The organism is Spirosoma aerolatum (assembly GCF_002056795.1).
Classification (GTDB): domain Bacteria; phylum Bacteroidota; class Bacteroidia; order Cytophagales; family Spirosomataceae; genus Spirosoma; species Spirosoma aerolatum.
The window spans coordinates 6,236,072-6,254,671 of the sequence record NZ_CP020104.1 but is presented as its reverse complement, the minus strand read 5'-3'; the positions used below and the strand labels follow the sequence as shown (position 1 = coordinate 6,254,671).

The 18,600-nt window shown below is 51.9% G+C and carries 15 protein-coding genes; 14 read left to right on the top strand and 1 reads right to left on the bottom strand.

All coding sequences use genetic code 11. The features are described 5' to 3' along the window. The 5 genes from B5M13_RS25945 (at nucleotide 1) to B5M13_RS25925 (ending at nucleotide 7,089) form a co-directional block, all read left to right on the top strand. Entirely contained in the window at nucleotides 1–1,449 is a 1,449-nt protein-coding gene (locus B5M13_RS25945; RefSeq protein ID WP_080058440.1) for a RagB/SusD family nutrient uptake outer membrane protein, read from the top strand. Nucleotides 1,450–1,499: 50 nt separating this feature from the next. Continuing rightward, complete coding sequence (locus tag B5M13_RS25940; protein WP_080058439.1) at nucleotides 1,500–4,061, top strand: alpha-mannosidase; 2,562 nt, start codon at nucleotides 1,500–1,502, stop codon at nucleotides 4,059–4,061. A 177-nt stretch (nucleotides 4,062–4,238) separates the two neighbouring features. After that, complete coding sequence (locus B5M13_RS25935) at nucleotides 4,239–5,198, top strand: ROK family protein (protein WP_080058438.1); 960 nt, start codon at nucleotides 4,239–4,241, stop codon at nucleotides 5,196–5,198. A 28-nt stretch (nucleotides 5,199–5,226) separates the two neighbouring features. Then, nucleotides 5,227–6,147, top strand: coding sequence for a DMT family transporter (locus B5M13_RS25930; protein WP_080058437.1), 921 nt, complete (start codon nucleotides 5,227–5,229; stop codon nucleotides 6,145–6,147). A 6-nt stretch (nucleotides 6,148–6,153) separates the two neighbouring features. Then, nucleotides 6,154–7,089 carry an SIS domain-containing protein gene (locus B5M13_RS25925; protein WP_080058436.1) on the top strand — a complete coding sequence of 312 codons (936 nt, stop codon included), beginning with the start codon at nucleotides 6,154–6,156 and terminating at the stop codon, nucleotides 7,087–7,089. Nucleotides 7,090–7,104: 15 nt separating this feature from the next. Here the strand turns inward: B5M13_RS25925 and B5M13_RS25920 are convergent, their stop codons facing one another. Further along, on the bottom strand, nucleotides 7,105–7,854 hold the full coding sequence (locus B5M13_RS25920; protein ID WP_080058435.1) for a GntR family transcriptional regulator: 750 nt from the start codon (nucleotides 7,852–7,854) through the stop codon (nucleotides 7,105–7,107). Between the two features lie 208 nt (nucleotides 7,855–8,062). On the opposite strand from B5M13_RS25920, the gene B5M13_RS25915 reads away from it, so the two are divergent. The 9 genes from B5M13_RS25915 to B5M13_RS25875 all read left to right on the top strand — a co-directional run bounded on the left by B5M13_RS25915 (nucleotide 8,063) and on the right by B5M13_RS25875 (nucleotide 18,464). Continuing rightward, on the top strand, nucleotides 8,063–8,851 hold the full coding sequence (locus B5M13_RS25915) for an SDR family NAD(P)-dependent oxidoreductase (protein ID WP_080058434.1): 789 nt from the start codon (nucleotides 8,063–8,065) through the stop codon (nucleotides 8,849–8,851). Nucleotides 8,852–8,903: 52 nt separating this feature from the next. Further along, entirely contained in the window at nucleotides 8,904–9,803 is a 900-nt protein-coding gene (locus B5M13_RS25910; RefSeq protein WP_080058433.1) for an ROK family protein, read from the top strand. 11 nt (nucleotides 9,804–9,814) lie between these two features. Continuing rightward, entirely contained in the window at nucleotides 9,815–10,642 is an 828-nt protein-coding gene (locus tag B5M13_RS25905) for a sugar isomerase domain-containing protein (protein WP_080058432.1), read from the top strand. Beyond that, nucleotides 10,639–11,529, top strand: a complete 891-nt coding sequence (locus tag B5M13_RS25900) for a sugar phosphate isomerase/epimerase family protein (protein ID WP_080058431.1) — start codon at nucleotides 10,639–10,641, stop codon at nucleotides 11,527–11,529. Before B5M13_RS25905 ends, B5M13_RS25900 begins: the two co-directional genes overlap by 4 nt. 2 nt (nucleotides 11,530–11,531) lie before the next feature. Beyond that, nucleotides 11,532–12,950, top strand: coding sequence for an FAD-dependent oxidoreductase (locus B5M13_RS25895; RefSeq protein WP_080058430.1), 1,419 nt, complete (start codon nucleotides 11,532–11,534; stop codon nucleotides 12,948–12,950). Nucleotides 12,951–13,123: 173 nt separating this feature from the next. Further along, nucleotides 13,124–14,080, top strand: a complete 957-nt coding sequence (locus tag B5M13_RS25890; RefSeq protein WP_080058429.1) for a phosphotriesterase family protein — start codon at nucleotides 13,124–13,126, stop codon at nucleotides 14,078–14,080. A gap of 27 nt (nucleotides 14,081–14,107) precedes the next feature. Then, nucleotides 14,108–15,526 carry a Gfo/Idh/MocA family protein gene (locus tag B5M13_RS25885; RefSeq protein WP_080058428.1) on the top strand — a complete coding sequence of 473 codons (1,419 nt, stop codon included), beginning with the start codon at nucleotides 14,108–14,110 and terminating at the stop codon, nucleotides 15,524–15,526. Nucleotides 15,527–15,528: 2 nt separating this feature from the next. Then, entirely contained in the window at nucleotides 15,529–16,743 is a 1,215-nt protein-coding gene (locus B5M13_RS25880) for a Gfo/Idh/MocA family protein (protein ID WP_080058427.1), read from the top strand. After that, complete coding sequence (locus B5M13_RS25875) at nucleotides 16,740–18,464, top strand: GMC oxidoreductase (RefSeq protein WP_080058426.1); 1,725 nt, start codon at nucleotides 16,740–16,742, stop codon at nucleotides 18,462–18,464. Before B5M13_RS25880 ends, B5M13_RS25875 begins: the two co-directional genes overlap by 4 nt. Nucleotides 18,465–18,600: the final 136 nt, after the last annotated feature.

Below are 18,600 nucleotides of genomic sequence, written 5' to 3'. Positions count from 1 at the left end.
ATGAAAACACGATACACGATCTATCCATATGCCCTGCTCACCGGATTACTATCTCTGGCAAGCGGCTGTGGCGAAAAATTTGTTGACCTTACCCCGCAGGATGTGATTCCGGTTCAGCAGTATTACAAAACAGAAGCCGATATCCGCTCGGCTCTCACCGGTACGTATGGCAATCTTCGGGGCATCTATAACAGTTTCTGGCAGTTTACCGAACTGCCTTCCGACAATACCCAGTCGTTTCCCGAAAGTGAATCCAGTTCTGGCGAATATGATAAACTAACCTGGCGGTCAACGTCGGCCGGGGTCTCAACCGCCTGGAACGACGCCTACCGAACCATTGCGGGCTCCAACGTGATTCTGGCCCGGATTGAATCGGTGACGATGGACGCAACCCTTAAAAACCAATACATTGGTGAAGCCAAATTTTTGCGGGCGCTGATGTACTTTAACCTGGTTCGCTTATTCGATGGAGTGCCACTAATCCTGAAAGAAATTACGTCGGAGGCTGAAGCTTATACCTATACCCGAAACACGGCGCCTGACGTATACGCCCAGATTGAAAAAGATTTGCTGGACGCTGAAAAGATATTACCCGCTAAATATACAGGGGCTAATATTGGTCGGGCTACATCTGGAGCGGCTAAATCATTGCTGGGTAAGGTATATGTACAGGAAAAAAAATACGCAGAAGCGGTAACCAAACTGGCCGAAGTTGTTAGCAGTGGAACCTATCGTATTTTGCCCAATCTGGCCGACGTATTTGGCGTGGGGAAAGACAACAACGACGAAATCGTTTTTGCGGTCCAGTATGTCAGCAGTGGGTTTGGCGAAGGGAATTCGTTTGCCTACGTATTTGCACCAGGCAACTCGGGTACCCAGTTTGTGGGGGTCACGGCGGGTGGAACGAATATTGGAACACAGGATTTGTACGACGCTTTTGAGGCTGGTGATCTACGCCGGGACGCGTTCCTGGGTGTGTATAAATTTGGCGGGAATGCCCTGATTTACTACTGGTCGAAAAAGTTTGTCTACAAAATTACCCAGCTCAATGAAGGCGAAAACGACTGGCCGGTGTTACGTTATGCCGATGTCGTTCTGCTCTATGCCGAAGCCTTGAACCAAACGGGTAAAACAACGGAGGCCCTCACGCAGATCAATGTCATTCGCAAGCGGGCGGGCCTGTCAAACCTAAGCGGCCTTTCAGCAGCCGATATCCAACTGGCTGTCGAAAAAGAACGTCGTCTGGAGCTGTGCTTTGAAGGCCACCGCTGGCACGACCTCATTCGCTGGGGCAAAGAGGTGGCCACGATGCAGGCCTTTAAAGCCAAATACAGTACGCTTGATGTGGCCCTAAAAAACATGAGTGTCGCCCCCGAACGAAAACTTTTTCCGATCCCTTTCCGGGAAATCAGCCTGAATGCTACGTTTACTCAGAATCCAGGGTATTGAGTGGATGGGTGATGCGACCGGAATGCCTAGTCTAAACATTTTAACCAGATATGAAAATAGTTGTTCTTACCCTGTCTCTACTAACCTTCGCATTGGTCCTTCGGGCACAACCGAAAAAGATATACCTGGCCAACGACGACCACACGGACTTTATGTGGACAGGCGATGAAGAAGCCTATAAAAAGGCGTTTTCCGAAATGCTGGATTATTATATTAAACTCAATGACTCAACCGCTCATTTACCATATAATCTGCAAAGTAAATGGAATTGCGATGGGTCCTATTGGGTGTATAATTATCGGGAGACACGTAGCCCGGAACAGTTCAATAAACTCATCCGGCAGATTAAAGACGGAAAGATTACGGTGCCCCTAAATTCAATGATTGTTTTGTTGGGGGCTGCCCCCGCCGAAGCCACTTTGCGGGATATGTATTATGCGGGCTCGCTGAAACGGAAATACGGCCTGGACTTGTCTTTGGTCCTGAACATGGAAGATCAGGTGCTGCCCATGGGCTTATCATCGTTGTGGGCAGGGTCAGGGGCTCACTACTCCTGGAAAGGGGTCTGTGCCTGTGCCACAAAAGTAACGGGACTCGACCGGCATAAACATCAAATGTACTGGTACAAAGGATTGGACGATCAAAAGGTATTGATGAAGTGGTATTCGGTAAATCCCTCCATGATCACCAACCGGAAAGAGTACCGCTATAATTTGGGGACATACCTGGAAGCCTCGCACCAGGCCAATGCGATTATTGACTGTAAGGCATTGATGAATGATCCCGGTTACCCGTATGCGATCGCCGGAGCTTTTGGCAAAGGGGGGGATGACCTGAAAACACTCACCAGTAATTTCCCCAAAATCGCCAGGGAGAAGTCGGATTCGGCTTATCAGGTCATAGTCTCAAACGAAATCGACTTCTTTAAAGATTTTGAAAAGCAATATGGCGCTTCGTTACCGACCGAAACCATCTCGTATGGCAGCACCGAATGGGGGAACAGTTTTGCTTCGCTGGCCGAAGTATCGGCGTCCGTAAAACGCGCCGTTGAAAAACTACGAACGGCCGAAGCGCTCTATACCATGATCGCCTTGAAAGATAAAACCTTCGCGACCGATCTAATCGCCCAAAAAGAGAAGGCCTGGTTAGCCTGTGGGATGTATTTCGAACACGACTGGACGGCTGACAGCCCACATATTACCCGCAAACAACGAGCCGATTGGCAAAAGAAAACGGCTGCCACTTTTATAAGCTATGTGGATACCCTCTATAATCGATCACTGAACCGACTGGGTCAATTAATTGCAAAACCTCAAAGCGCTACGGAGTCATTTTATGTGTTTAATCCCTTAAACTGGACTCGAACTGATTACAGCGATTATCCTTACCCTGGCTCAACAGCTATTCGGGTTATTGATAAAGCAGCTAATAAAGAAGTTCCTTTTCAAGTGATTATGAAAAAAGGGAAATCGTATCTTCGGATTTTAGCGTCCAACATTCCGTCACTAGGCTATAAAGTTTTTGACATTCATAAAGCCACCAACTCTTCTGGGTTTTCAACTCATCTTGTCGTAACCGATAGTACAATTGAAAATAAGTTTTACAAACTGAAGTTCACCGTACAGGGTGTGATCACCAGTTTGATCGATAAATCGACGAATCGGGAATGCATCAAGGCTATTGATAACTTGTATGCTAACGATTTAGGGGCTGGGTTAGGCAATGAGGGCGACAAAATCAGAATTGAAAACAAGGGTTCAGTATCGGCCACGCTCGTGGCATCAGCTTATAAGCCAATTAAACACACGACTAAATTGACCCTGTTTGACAGCAGTGATCGCATTGAAATTGAAAACTACATTACCCAAAATCTGGATGCCAAGCCTGTAACCTATTCGTTCTCAATGAATCTTGACAAACCCGATACGTGGCATGAAGAAGCGGGGGCTATTCTGCACGTTAAATCCATCACTAAAGGAGGGAATTATGCCGATACGGCGAGTCGGTTTGACTGGTTGGCAATGAATCATTTTGCGGATATGTCGGATGAGGGCAATGGGATGATTATATCCAACCGGGATGCGTATTTTATGAAAGTAGGTAAGAGTACCAATACGAAGTTAGATGATCATACGCCCCAGTTGAACGTACTGGCGGCTGGTCAAATTGATAAAGCGTTGGGCATGGTCAATCAGGATGGAGACTCTTATTTCGAGCATTTCTTCGCCTTGAAACCACACACCGGAGGCTTTACCCCGCACGAAGCCATGCGGTTTTCTCTGGAACACCAAAATCCGCTAATTGCTCATGCCGTACAAGGTGGGTCAGGCTATGATGGAAAGCAGTTTTCTCTCTTCTCGTTTTCAGACCCTAATACTGTGATCTGGGCATTAAAACCGGCTGAAGAAGGGATTGAGAAAGGGGTTGTGATGCGCGTTTGGAATGTGGCAGATGTGAACAAGCCGGTTACGATTTCGGCTGCTAGACCAATCGAAAAAGGGTTTAGCACAACGCATATCGAAACCGACGACCAAACACTACCCCTCGAAAAAGGCAAACTCAAGACGGTTTTAGGCCATAATCGGCTGCATACGTTTAGGCTGTTTTTTTAAAGGGGAAGCTCATACTACCCCAAGGCTTCAGGTCTCCTACATTCAGTGAGGCTTAACGTTGTCATGCACGGTCCTGCTTCAATTCTTCATGTGGAAACTCTATGCAAGATTAATTAGGTAAACCGGGAAACTAAGCAACTGCTCTGTTTAACTAAATAGATTAGCTTCAACCTGTACTTGAAAACGCTCGCAATTGGCATTGATATTGGTGGAACACGAACCAAAATAGGTTTAGTGAATCTGGATACTGGCCAGGTGGAGGCTATGATTATTACCCCAACCGAAACCCAGGACGGAGACAGGTTTCTGGCGTTACTGGGCGAAGCCATCAGTCAATTTAAAGCCAAAGCCGCTGCTGAACAGGCCTTTCTGTCAGGTGTGGGTATGGGTGTGCCGGGCTTTGTGTTTGCTGATGGCACCGTCGATTCGACCTATGGCTTTCTGGAATTCATGGAAGATTATCCACTTCGTGATAAAATCCAGCAACAGCACGATTTACCCTGTTTACTCGACAACGATGCCCGCGTTGTAGCCCTTGGCGAAGCCATTTATGGGCAAGGTAAGGGGCGGTCGGTAGGGCGCATCCCCGGCGTTCCGGTCAGCCGCGTTCTGGTACTCACCTTGGGTACCGGTCTGGGGATTGGATTTACCATTGATGGCAAGCTCGATGGATCGTTGCCCTTTGCGCACATGAGCGGCCACATGACCATAACCACCAACGATTTTGTGTGTTATTGCGGTAAAACGGGGTGTCTCGAATCGTTGGTTTCAGGGGCTGGCCTTGGCCGGATAGCTACTCGACAGGGCTGGTTGCAGAAGTATCCAACATTGCCCTTAACCGCCCAAACTATTTTTACCCAGAACCAAGCCGGAAATCCTGATGCTGAAATGATTGTGCAGGAATATATCGGCTACTTGAAAATCGGTATCGATAATTACATTAACCTCTATGCGCCAGATGTGATTGTATTGGGCGGAGGCATTGCCAAAGGATTCGGCAAAAACGAGATCGATAAGATGCATAATCCCAACTTACTCAACCCCTATAAAGCCTACAAAACCAGAATCACTATCTCCGAGCTGGAAGAACAGGCAGGTATTCTGGGCAGTGCGGCCTTGTTCGCTGTGCCTAGTTAGTAAAATCATAGTATAGTCAGCAGACCTGATGAAAAACAAACCTGATGCTTGGATTCTGTATTCAATTGCAGCCGCTTTTTTTTGGGGGACCTGGGGCGTAGTGGCCAAACTGATTTCTGACGACGTGAGCCCATTTACCAATCACCTCCTGTTTAGTGTAGGGATGCTATTGACACTGCCGCTGGTAATCAAAAAAGTCAGCACCGTAAAGCCCGACCGCAGAGGTATTTTGTGGGGTTTGGTGGCGGGTGTGCTGGCCATAACAGGTAATGTAGCCGTCTATCAGGCCTTTACATCAGGCGGGCTGGCGGCCATCGTGATTCCAGTGACGAATCTGTATCCACTGGTGACCATTGGCATTGCCCTGTTAGTTTTCAAAGAAAAACTGAACTGGATCAACGGGATCGGTATATTGCTGGCCATACCCGCTGTGGTGATGCTCTCCGGCGAATCGTTGCTATTTGACAATCCGGCTGCTTTTTTCAAAACCATCGGCCTGCGCCCCTGGCTATTATATTCGCTGGTAGCCTTGTTTTTCTGGGGTGTGTTTAGTGCGGCTCAAAAACAGACAACCAACTATGTTTCAGCCGAATGGTCGTATGTGAGCTTTATCGTCTCGTCGGTACTGATTGCCTTCTTATTTGTAGTATTGGGCTGGGCCAACTTCGCCATGTCTACTAAAACAGTGGTACTCGGCTCGTTGGCGGGCATGCTAAACGGATTAGGGGTATTGGCTAGTTTTGCAGCTTATAGTGCCGAAGGCAAAGCCTCCAAAGTAACCACAATTGCGGGTGCTTTGCAGCCTGTTTTTACAATAATACTGGCGATGATTTTCCTGAACGAAAGTCTTTCCATAATTGAATCGCTGGGCATTGTACTGGCCATCATCGGGGCATTGACTCTGTCTTATGAGAAACCCAAAACAGAACCGAAGTCTGTCATTATATAAACTTCCATGAACCCGATTCTGAACGAAATTTTAGAAATTCCTGCCCGAGCCAGAGATGTGTTGAACAGCCCGATCCAAGCCTTACCGTTGCAGGTACCGTATCTGGGCATGGGGTCTTCGTATTTTGCACCACTGGCGTTTAAATACATGGGCTTGCCCATTTATCCAGAACTAGCATCGGAATATGTATACTACGGCGATAAAGGCCAAAAAGCACCAATGGCCGTTTTGCTGTCTCAGTCGGGCCGGAGTAGCGAAGTACTCTGGTGTCGGGAATTAGTTGATCAATATGTGGCGGTATCGAACTACCCAACCAGCGATCTGTGTACCGCGCCGAATGTGGCCCACGTACTGCCGATCATGGCGGGGGAAGAACACTACTCATCTTCTAAAACCTACGTCAACACGCTGATTGCCCTGTTCAAAGGGTTTGGACTTTCGCCCGATGCAGCTGTAAATCTGATCGCTGAAAATTTTGAGCAGTACCGCGAGCAGGGGCATAAGCTAGCCGAACAAGTACTGACAGTGCGCAGCCAATTTCCCATTCACGGCATGTACGTGACAGGGAGCGGTCCCAATATTGGAACCGCTTACGAAGCCGCCCTGATTCTGAGCGAAAGCACAAAACTGAATTTTCACGGCCTTCCAATGGCGCAGTACGACCACGGCCCGAAAGAAACCGCTAAAGACAGCATCGTCATTCAGATCCTGGCGAAGGGACCAGCCTACGAACGGACACAGCGGCTATCGGATATGGTCACAAAAGCAGGGGCGCATGTTTTTATCGTTGAAGTCCCCGCTCAGTCTGCCCTTACGGCTGATGAAAACTTATCTATTCTTCACAACATTATCCCGTTCAATTTCATGGCCTATTACATGGCCGAGAAATTGAACATCGGCGAGACCTTTGTGGTGGGGGGTAAGGTTACCGAAGCGGATTGATAGCGGTAAAGGGTGTCAGAACCGCCCTTGCAGCAAAAACTGGTCGGTACGGGCGAACAGGAGCGAATAAAAGCTAAAATCACTTTTGTTCGTATCGATCCGTTTTTCCAATCGAAGCACCGGACTTCCCGGCTCGATTTGTAGTTGACCAGCAATGGATTGATCGGCAGCCAACGCCTGAATTTTTTGCTCCCCCCCCGTGACCACCAGGCCATATTTTGTTCGCAGTAGATCAAAAAATGAGCGGTTCGTCAGCCGTTGACGTGATAAATTGGGTAGATACCGATTTGGTAAAATCAACTTTTCGAAAAACACGGGATTACCGTTCACCGACCGAAGTCGCTCCAGACAATAATATTGGGTATCTGGCGTCTCATCAGTGGGGTAAAACAACAGTTCGTTAGGAAAAGGGCATAGAATGGGTTTGGCCAGGATGATCGTGGTAATCACTTCAGCGGAAGGCCCTTCCGAAACTGCCGCGTTCTCGTCAACATGCGCAACATGCGTTTGCAGCGACATGACCCCCAACCCAATCGGAATCGCCTGCACGATGCTGCCTTTTCCCTGATGTTTCTTGATATAGCCCTCCTGGACTAGTAGCGATAGCGCTTGCCGAATTGTAGGTTGCGTTAGCCGGTACTGCTGTTGTAGTACACTTTCGGAAGGCAATAAATCCCCCGCTTTGAATACCCCCCGGATAATGTCCTGCCGGAGCGTTTCATATAAATACTGGTACTGTGGAATGCGGTTGGGCTGGTCAGTCATATCACCTATAAAGATAATACATCAAGGATAAATGTTGCTCCAAGTCTTGAGCTACTTATAATAATATATACTGTAATATATATATAAAAATACTGATAATCAGTAATATATAATATTTATCGATAACTTATTATAATAAGTTATTTGATTTGACTGGTAATGTTTCTACCTTCGTCATAGAAAAAAGGAAAGCAACGAATTCGATGACATGGGTCAGTGGTTAGCGCAGAAACGTATTGTAATTATCGGCGGAACGACCGGTCTGGGTTTCTCGGCGGCTAAAGCGTTTGTCGAAGAAGGGGCATCAGTCATCGTAGTCGGGCGTGATGCCGAGAATGGTCGGCTAGCCGAAGTCCAGTTGCAAGGTAGGGGCATTGCCATCAGTGGTGACGCTACAGAGCCAGCCACAGCTCAAACGGCTATAGAACGTTGTCAGGAAGCTTTCGGTGGATTCGATGGACTTTACCACGTAGCCGGGGGCAGCGGCCGTCGCCAGGGAGATGGACCACTACATGAACTGAGTCTCGACGGTTGGAATTACACGTTTTCTCTGAATCTGACATCGCTCATGCTGTCTAACCAGGCGGCTGTACAGGCGTTTCTGGAACAGGGAACCGGCGGCACGATTCTGAACATGGGCTCGGTATTAGGCTATTCGCCCTCGCCAGCTTATTTCGCTACCCATGCGTATGCCGCTACTAAATCGGCAGTTATTGGCTTCACCAGATCGATTGCAGCTTATTATGCACCGCAAAATATCCGCATTAACGTACTGGCCCCGGCTTTGGTCGAAACACCCATGGCCCAGCGGGCCGCTCAGGATGATACTATTTTGTCGTTTATCCAAACCAAACAGCCACTCAATGGAGGGCGAATTGGCCAACCCGGCGACCTCGACGGGGCTGCGGTTTATTTCCTCTCCGACGCATCCCAATTCACAACTGGGCAAGTATTATCGGTCGATGGTGGCTGGAGCATTAGCGAAGGACAGATTTAGTGATTAGTGGCTGATCACCAAAACCTCAATAATCAATAATTCAGTAACCAAATTGAGTCAGGCAATAGGCATTGATTTAGGCGGAACACGCATCAAAGGCGTGCTGATCGACACGATCACAGGAACGGTTCTCCATCAGTTGATTACGCCAACCGGCGACGGGCCAACCGGCGACGGCGAAAACGGGAATTGGCAACGAGCGGTTGCGGATACTGTTCAGGCGTTGAGCCAGCAGACCACCGAATCGATTCTGAGCATTGGATTGTCGGCACCGGGTTTGCCTACGCCCAATAACACGGCCATTGCCTGTATGCCTGGCCGGTTGCAAGGGCTCGAAGGATTCGACTGGTCGGCCTATCTGGATAAGCCCGTTCGGGTGCTGAACGATGCTCATGCCGCCCTGATGGCCGAAGCCCGCTTCGGTGCGCTCAAAGGGGCGCAGCATGGTCTCATGCTCACGCTGGGTACGGGCGTGGGAGGTGGCCTGTTGTTGAACGGACAACTCTACCAGGGTTTCTTTCAAATGGCCGGTCACCTGGGGCATGTTACGGTAAATGCCGATAGTGTGCATAACGACATTACCAACATGCCCGGCAGTCTGGAAGATGCCATTGGGAATGTAACTGTTAGCAAACGCTCGTTTGGACGCTACCAGACCACCCACGAACTGGTCGATGGCTACCGGCAGGGTGAGCCGCTGGCCACGCAGGTCTGGCTTACCTCAATCCGGCAGCTGGCCGTTGCGCTGGCCTCGTTTGCCAATGCGTTCTCGCCCGAAATCATTGTGCTGGGTGGCGGTATCATGCAGGCTGATCGGGCCTTGCTCGACCCGCTCCAGACCTTTTTTGACCTGTTCGAGTGGCGACCGGCGGGAAAAAAGACTAGCCTGCGTAAAGCGTATTTTGAGGAGTGGGCCGGAGCTATTGGCGCAGCGGCCTTTCTAAACCAATAATCTCTTTTCTTATGAATCCTACCGCTGCGTATATCCAACGCTCCCGCGATATTTTAACCACCATCGAAGCACAGGCGCAGGCCATTCAGCAAGCCGCCGAGTGGTTTAGCCAGACCATCCTGACCGGCCGCATGGTTCACCTCTTTGGCAGTGGCCACAGCCGGATCATGGTCGAGGAGATGTGGCCACGCTACGGGTCATTTCCGGGTTTTAACCCCATTGTTGAGCTGTCGCTATCGTTTCACAACCTCGTGGTTGGGGCCAATGGGCAACGGCAGGCCATGTTTCTCGAAAACGTACCGGGTCTGGCCGGGCGTATCCTGCGCAATTATGACCTGTCAAAGCTAGATTCAGCCCTGGTCATATCGTCCAGCGGGTGCAACGTGGTCCCCATCGAAATGGCCGAATTATTTCAGCAGCAGGGCATTAAAGTGGTTGCGCTGGTTACGAAACAACATGCCGAAAAAAGCACTAGTAAACGGCCCGACGGTAAAAAGCTTAGCGATTTCGCCGATCTGATTCTGGATACGGGTGCTCCCGTAGGCGACGCCATGATCACCGTTCCGGGACTGGATACACCCGTTGCCCCCGGCTCAACGGTGGGTGGCGCTGTGCTGGTCAACTGTATCAAGGCCGAAACGGCCCGACTGCTCACCGAAGCCGGACATCCGCCCAGGGTTTTGTCGGCAACAAACGTGGTCGGTTCCGAACGGGCGGTTTCCCTGTTTGAAAGTGCCTACGACGAACACGCCCACCGGCTTGCCAAACTGTATCAAAACGTCGGCATACCGTCCTACGTGAGCGAACAGGCAGAAACCCCAACACCCCAGCAGCCATGATGAACCGACGCACTTTTTTAGGAACAGCGGCCGGGTCGCTGGTGCTTGCTCAACAGGCATCGCTTGCCGGTATACCTATTCAAAAACCACTTGTGAGTGCTCACGTATGGGTTTTCTCGTCCGACATGCCCAAATACGACTGTTTCCCGGTGCTCGACAAGGTATTTGCCGATGTGAAATACGCCGGATTTGACGGCATCGAATTGATGGATGTTGCCTTGCGCCATGATGATTCCGTCTCGAAAATTGGCGATCTGATTCAGCAGACGGGCGTGTTACTGATCGGGGCATCGCATGGGCAGAGCCTGTGGGACAAAAACAAGCAAACCGAAAACGTAGACAATGCCGGGAAAGTCATCGAACGCATTGCCAAACTAAACGGGCGAGTATTGGGCCTGTCGGTCGGGGATGCCAAACGCAAAAAGACGCCCGAAGACTTTGACGTACAGGCCGATACACTGAAACAGATTCAGGCCATCGGCAGGCAATACAAGGTCATTCCGAATCTGCACAACCATACGTACGAAGTCGAAAACGGGCTGTACGACCTGACAAATAGCCTTCAGCGGGTGCCCGACATCGCCCTCGGTCCCGACCTCGATTGGCTGTTTCAGGCGAAGGTGGATGTACCTACGTTCCTGAAAACCTACGCCGACAAAATCGTGTATATGCACCTGCGAGACCACCTCTGGACGGGTGTGTGGTCGGAAGCACTGGGCGAAGGCATAATGGACTTCGGCGCGATTGCCCGTCAGTTGAAGCAGCTTCATTTCTCAGGCGATATCACCGTTGAACTGGCCTTCCCATATGGGTACAAACCTACTCGCCCCATCCGTGAGAGTCTGAAAATGAGTCGACAGGTGATAAAAAAACAGTTTGGCGTGTAAGTATGGCAACCGTTTTCAATCATCTTCATATTCCGCTACTGGCCGAAACCGATATTCTGGTGATTGGTGCGGGTTCGGCGGGTTGCGTGGCGGCCCTGTCGGCTGCGTCCCAGGATCAAACCCTATCCGTCATGCTGGTCGAGCGGTACGGGTTTCCGGGAGGCTCGTCTACCCAGATGCTCGATACATTCTACGGCTTTTTTACGCCAGGGGCTACGTCCCGCAACGGCGGACCGCGCAAAATCGTGGGCGGCTGGCCCGACCGGGTTGTTAATGAACTGGATAAAGTGGGTGCGGTGTTTCTGCGGCCCAATACCTACGGGGCCGGAACCGGCGTGAACTACAACCCCGAACGGCTGAAACTCGTCTGGGATCAACTGATTCAGCAACAGGGTATTCGGTATCTGTTACATACCACACTGATCGACGTGGCCACGGAAGGGGAGCGATATGCCTGTATTTTCTGGAATAAAGGCGGTTTTCAGAAAGTGCTGGCTCGCCGGGTCATCGACGCATCGGGCGACGCCGATTTCTGCCATCTGGCGGGCTTTGCTTATGAAACGGCCGGGCAACATGAACCTGCCCAAAGCCTGACGACGACCTTTCGCATGAGTAATGTGGAACTGGACGAGTACGAGCGGGCGGGTGGGAAGAAAATGCTAGCCCTGAAAATGGCGGAAGCCGTTACCAGCGGACGGCACCCGCTGCCCCGCAAAGAAGGCTCGGCCCACGAGATGAACGCCCAAAAGTGCATCTCAACCGTGGCCGTCAAAGTGGCCGGACTGTCGGCGCTGAATGCCGACGAACTCACCCAGGCGGAGGTGGAAGGACGACGGCAGGCATTTGTTTACGAGGATTTTTTTCGGGACGATGTGCCCGGTTATCAAAACGCGAATATCATCGGGTTGTCGCACCAGATTGGTGTTCGCGAGACCCGGCGCGTGTACGGCGAACACCGCCTGACTAAAGAGGAATGCCTGGCCGGGCTCATGCCCGACGACCGTATTTTCCTCTGCGGAGCCCCCATCGAAGACCACCGACACGATGCCAGCGGAGCCGACGAAACTTACTGGGAATACATTCCCGGTTCGGGGGTGTATGGCGTTCCCTACGGTACGATTGTGCCCAAAGGGAGCCAGTCGGTCTGGGTCGTTGGGCGTTGTTTTTCGGCCACCCATGATGCCCATGCCTCGTGCCGGTCGATGGCGCAAACCATGTCGATGGGGCAGGCGGCCGGACTGGCGGCTGTGCAATCCATACAAAACGACGAAGCAGCTAGCGCATTGAACGTAAGTCGACTTCAGCAGAACCTACGCAGGCTGGGGGCCATACTGGCCATACCGGATGCCGTGGCTGATACATCGCGAAACGGCTGGCGAAACAATAGGGTGCCGCAGACAGAAGTCAATGTTCAGTACTAACCTGATTTACCTTAAGTACTCAAGTCTAAAAAGCTTAGGTTATTTTTTGTCATGCTGAGGCACGAAGCATCTTCGGTACTTGGATTGGTGCTGCTACCGAAGATGCTTCGTACCTCAGCATGACAAAAAAATCTCAATTGAAAATACGCTACTGTAAATTAGATGTAGTACTTATGTCCTTTATCCGAACCGTTTTGGGCGATATTCCGGCCGTGCAGGCGGGTATCACCTACGCCCATGAGCACCTCATTATTGAGGAAAGTTTTCCAACGCTGGCCAACCCGGATTTTTTGCTGAACGATGTTGACAAGGTATCGGCCGAACTGACCGAAGTGTATGCAGCTGGTGGCCGAACAATGATCGACACTATGCCCGCCAACTGCGGCCGGAACGTGTTGAAATTGGCAGAAGTATCGCGCCGAACGGGTATTCAGATTGTAGTGCCAACGGGTATTCACCTCGAACAATATTACCCGAAATCCCACTGGCGGTATCAGTATTCCGAGGATCTGTTGACGCGCTTGTTCATCGCTGATGTGGTCGACGGGATTGACCAGTACGATTACAATGGGCCTGTCGTCGAGCGAACGACACACAAAGCCGGGATGATTAAACTGGCCACTGGCGACGAACCTATCACGCCCCATCAGGAAACCATTTTTCGGGCCGTCGTCAATACCCATCTCGAAACGGGCGTACCGATTCTGACCCATACCAACGCGGGTCGTCATGCGCTAGCACAAGCCGAATTGTTTGATAAACTCGGGGCCGACCTACGTCACGTTGTTGTCTCCCACGTAGATCGCTGTCAGGACGTAGCCTATCATCGTGCGCTGCTAAAAACGGGGGTTCGGGTTGAGTTCGACAGTGCCTTTCGGTGGAAGAAGAGTGAAGAAAACGGGACATTTCGACTGTTGGAGCTGCTGCTACCCGATTTTTCGGACCAGATCATGGCTGGGATGGATGCCGCCCGAAACACGTACTGGCGTTCGTATGGCGGCTCACCGGGCTTAACGTACCTGCTGACAACCTTTCACGACGAACTTGACCGACGAGGGTTGAGCGAGTACTGGAATCGGCTGATGATCGATAATCCAACGGCGTTGTACAGCTTTAGTAAAGTCTTATAAATCAATAATATCCTTATCCGAAGACGCATGAATTCAAGACGTAAATTTCTCCGCCAACTGGGTGGCACCACCGCCTTACTGGCGGGTGGGGCACCCCTGGTGAATGCCGAAACACGGGGCATACGAGCTGGTTCCGTCCACCTCATGACCCCGCTACAACCGCGTTCAACGGCCGATACGATCAACATCGGGCTGATTGGTGCGGGCATCATTGGTCATTACGACCTCGATTGTGCGCTCAAAGTACCCGGTACAAAAGTGGTTGCCGTGGCCGACCTCTACGACCCACGACTCGTTCGGGCCAAAGAGGTCTGGGGCAACGACCTCTTTACAACCCGCGACTACCGCGAAGTACTGGTCCGCAAAGACGTCGACGCGGTGCTGATTTGTGTGCCCGACCACTGGCACGACCGCATCTCGATTGCGGCCCTTCAGGCGGGCAAGCACGTCTATTGCGAAAAGCCGATGGTTCACCACATCGACGAAGGCAAAGCGGTGATCGACGCCCACAAAAAATCGGGCAAAGTATTTCAGGTAGGCAGTCAGCGGGCGAGTAGTGCGGCTGTGCTGGAAGCCAAAAAACGGTACGAAGCCGGTGATATTGGCGAACTGACATCCGTAGAAACGTTTCTGGACCGGACCGATGCGCTGGGGGCCTGGCAGTACACCATGCCGCCCAACCTCGACCCGAAAGACGTAGACTGGGATCGCTTTCTGGGCGATGCTCCTAAGCGACCCTTTCAGGCCGAACGCTTTTTCCGCTGGCGCAACTACAAAGAATACGGAACGGGTGTCGCCGGGGATTTATTCGTTCACCTGCTCACGGGCGTCCACACCATTACGGGTTCGCAGGGGCCAACGCGGATTTTCGCGCTGGGCGACCTAAACTATTGGAAAGATGGCCGCGATGCCTACGACCTGGTCACGGCAATTATGGATTACCCCAAGACCGATAAAAACCCATCGTTTCAGTTTACGACGCGGGTCAATCTGGCAACGGGGGCTGGTGGCGACATTCACACGCGCCTGGTCGGAACGGAAGGGGTGGTTGATATTGGCTGGAATTCGTTTATGCTGAATCGGCTCAAACGGCCCAACGCACCCATGTACAGCACCGGCTACGATGCCTTGTTTACCTATCCGAAGGCCATGCAGGAGGAGTTCATTCGTCAGTATGACCAGAAATACCCGGCGGGGCAGTTTACCCGGCAAATCCAGAACGAACCTGCCGTAGCGTTCAATACACCGGCTGGCTACGACGACCGGCTGGATCACATGATCGTGTTCTTCAATGCCATTCGGGCGAATGACCCGTCGCTCGTGAAAGAAGACGCCGAGTTTGGTCTGCGGGCGGCTGCGCCCTCGCTGGCGGCCAACCTGAGCGCCGAGCAGAAAAAGGTGATCAACTGGGACCCTGTGGGCATGAAACTGATTAAAACCACCTGATTATGCAACGAATTGCCATGCTGGGGGGCGGCTTCATTGGCCGCTTCTACGCCGAATCGCTCCACGGCCAACGAAGCCGCGACCGCGTCATTGCCATCTATGCCCGTCGGGAAGAAACGGCCCAGAAATTTGCGGCTGACTACGGCTGCGGCATCTGGTCGACGGATATGGAGGAGGTCATCGCCCACCCCGACGTAACAATGGTGTGCGTGGCCCTGCCCAACAACCTCCACGCGGCAGCCGTGTTGCTGTGCGCGAAACACAAAAAGAACGTCGTCTGTACCAAACCGCTGGGCCGTAATGCCGACGAAGCCTTGCAGATGATGCAGGCCGTGGAAGAAGCCGGTATTTTCGGCGGGTATCTGGAAGATCTGTGTTATTCGCCCAAGTTCCTGAAAGCGCTGGAAAGCGTTAAAAGCGGGGCGCTGGGCCGGATTCTGTGGGCCAAGTCCCGCGAAGCGCACCCTGGCCCGCACTCGAACTGGTTCTGGGACAAAGAGCAGGCTGGTGGCGGTTGTATGCTCGATCTGGGTTGCCATTGTGTAGAAATTGCCCGGAGTTTTATTGGCAAAGACGTCCGACCCGTCGAGGTGATGTGCTGGGCCGCCACGCAGGTGAAGCCCATCGATGCCGAAGACCACGCCATTGCCCTGGTGAAATACGAGAATGGGGCCATTGGTCAGTTTGAAGTGAGTTGGGTATTCCGGGGTGGTATGGACCTGCGCGATGAGGTCATGGGCACTGAAGGCACCATCTGGATCAACAATTTTCTGCGGACAGGTTTCGAGATGTACAGTTCCGGCAAGGGGGCCAATTACGTAGCCGAAAAGGCTGAATCGAACACGGGGTGGCTCTTTCCGGTTGGTGATGAAGTGAACGACCTGGGCTATAATCACATGTTTACCGATATGTTCCAATCATGCGAGGAAGGGCGACAACCCGCCGAAACTTTCTACGATGGCTATGTGGTAAACGCCGTGCTGGATGCCGCCTATCGCTCGGCTGAGTCGAAGCAATGGGAGCCGGTCAACTTACCCGTCTGGCGTGGGCAGGAAGGCTTGTCCCTGGAGAAAACCCTGACCGACTACGACGCTGATCACTACCTGATCAAAGAAGAAATCACTCACGACGGGCGTCATAAGCTGATACTGAAAGATAAGGTAAGTGGGAAAATCGTTGAAAAAGATTTGCCTGTAACTAAACCTGAAACCACATGAACTTCATCGGAAAAGCAACTCAGCAAAACAGCTACGACGCCATTGTCATTGGCTCGGGCATTAGTGGCGGATGGGCCGCTAAAGAATTAACCCAGAAAGGACTGCGAACGCTCGTGCTGGAACGCGGCCGACCGGTGGAGCACGTGAAGGATTACCCTACTACCATGTCGAGCCCCTGGGAGATGGCCCACCGGGGGCGTTACCCGCTCGATGTACTCGAAAAAAGCCCCACACAGGCCAAAGTAGCCTATGCTTTTAACGAATATTCCGGGCAGTTTTTCATCCGGGATACCGACCATCCGTACCAGCAAACCAAGCCCTTCGACTGGATTCGCGGGTATCAGGTGGGTGGCAAATCGCTGTCGTGGGCGCGGTGGACGCAACGCTGGGCACCGTTCAATTTTGAGGACAATCTGAAAGATGGCCACGGTGTTGACTGGCCCATTCGGTATCCGGATTTGGCCCCCTGGTACAGCTACGTGGAGAAGTTTGCGGGGATCAGCGGGAATAAAGATGGCCTGTCAACCCTGCCCGATGGGGAGTTCCTGCCGCCTTTCGACATGAACTGCATCGAAAAAAGCGTGCGCGATGCCTGGAAAAAACAGTACGCCGACCGCCACCTGATCATCAGCCGGACGGCCAATCTGAGCAAAGCCCAACCTGTTCATCTAGCGCTGGGTCGGGCCGATTGCCAGTCGCGCAACTGGTGCGGCAGGGGGTGTTTATACGGCGCGTATTTCAGCAGCAACTCAGCTACCTTGCCCGCTGCCGCCCAAACTGGCAAGCTGACCGTCCGCCCGTTTTCGGTGGTTCATTCCATCATTTACGATGAGCAAAAGGGTAAAGCCACTGGCGTTCGGGTGATCGACACCAACACCAAAGAAATGACCGAGTATTACGCCCGCATTATTTTCGTAAATGCCGCTACGCTCAACTCCACGCTGGTGCTCCTCAATTCGACCTCAAATCGATTCCCCAACGGACTTGGCAACGACAGCGGGGCGCTGGGTCATTACCTGATGGACCACAATTACCGGGGCCGGGTGGCCGGTATTTATGAAGGCAAAAGTCTGAATGATCGCTATTACTACGGTCGCCGACCGACGGGTACCTATGTGCCCCGGTTCCGCAACGTGCTGAATGATCGTCAAGCCGATTTTGTTCGGGGCTATGCCTACGCCTGTGGGGGCGGCCGGGCCGGTTGGGAGCGGGGCCATTCAATAACTGGTTTTGGTGCAGATTACAAAGAGGCCCTGACGCATCCGGGCCAATGGTCGTTCAGCATGACCGCTATGGGCGAAATGCTGCCGCGCTACGAAAACTACGTTAAACTGAATCCCGACAAAAAAGACCAGTGGGGAATGCCCACCCTCGACATTGACTGTGCCTGGGGCGACAACGAAGACAAAATGACCCAGGATGCCATCGAACAGGCCAAAGCGATGATGGAAGCTGCCGGTATCCGGGTTACGGCTGCGGTGGATAATCATCAGGCGCCGGGTCTGGCCATTCATGAAATGGGAACAGCGCGTATGGGGCGCGACCCCAAAACGTCGGTACTGAACAAATGGAATCAGGTTCATGCTGTCAAAAATGTGTTTGTCACGGACGGTGCCAGCATGGCTTCCTCAGCTTGTCAGAACCCGTCGCTAACGTACATGGCCCTGACAGCCCGCGCAGCCAACTATGCTGTTCGGCAACTCAAAGTGGGGATGTTGTGAGAACCGGTAGGCCACTAGCCTCCGATATAGGCAAATTTCCGGGTACTTACTGAAGATTTACCCGTCGGAAAAACGGGAAAAAGTGGGAAGGGAACTGTTTAACAAATACGCTATGATCACCATAGACGTTTTTGGC

Excerpts from the sequence above, each read along its gene's own strand:
- B5M13_RS25925 (WP_080058436.1), top strand. The coding sequence starts at position 6,154 with ATGAACCCGATTCTGAACGAAATTTTAGAAATTCCTGCCCGAGCCAGA.
- B5M13_RS25900 (WP_080058431.1), top strand. The coding sequence starts at position 10,639 with ATGATGAACCGACGCACTTTTTTAGGAACAGCGGCCGGGTCGCTGGTG.
- B5M13_RS25875 (WP_080058426.1), top strand. The coding sequence starts at position 16,740 with ATGAACTTCATCGGAAAAGCAACTCAGCAAAACAGCTACGACGCCATT.
- B5M13_RS25885 (WP_080058428.1), top strand. The coding sequence starts at position 14,108 with ATGAATTCAAGACGTAAATTTCTCCGCCAACTGGGTGGCACCACCGCC.
- B5M13_RS25920 (WP_080058435.1), bottom strand. The coding sequence starts at position 7,854 with ATGACTGACCAGCCCAACCGCATTCCACAGTACCAGTATTTATATGAA.
- B5M13_RS25895 (WP_080058430.1), top strand. The coding sequence starts at position 11,532 with ATGGCAACCGTTTTCAATCATCTTCATATTCCGCTACTGGCCGAAACC.
- B5M13_RS25880 (WP_080058427.1), top strand. The coding sequence starts at position 15,529 with ATGCAACGAATTGCCATGCTGGGGGGCGGCTTCATTGGCCGCTTCTAC.
- B5M13_RS25930 (WP_080058437.1), top strand. The coding sequence starts at position 5,227 with ATGAAAAACAAACCTGATGCTTGGATTCTGTATTCAATTGCAGCCGCT.
- B5M13_RS25905 (WP_080058432.1), top strand. The coding sequence starts at position 9,815 with ATGAATCCTACCGCTGCGTATATCCAACGCTCCCGCGATATTTTAACC.
- B5M13_RS25890 (WP_080058429.1), top strand. The coding sequence starts at position 13,124 with ATGTCCTTTATCCGAACCGTTTTGGGCGATATTCCGGCCGTGCAGGCG.
- B5M13_RS25915 (WP_080058434.1), top strand. The coding sequence starts at position 8,063 with ATGGGTCAGTGGTTAGCGCAGAAACGTATTGTAATTATCGGCGGAACG.
- B5M13_RS25940 (WP_080058439.1), top strand. The coding sequence starts at position 1,500 with ATGAAAATAGTTGTTCTTACCCTGTCTCTACTAACCTTCGCATTGGTC.
- B5M13_RS25945 (WP_080058440.1), top strand. The coding sequence starts at position 1 with ATGAAAACACGATACACGATCTATCCATATGCCCTGCTCACCGGATTA.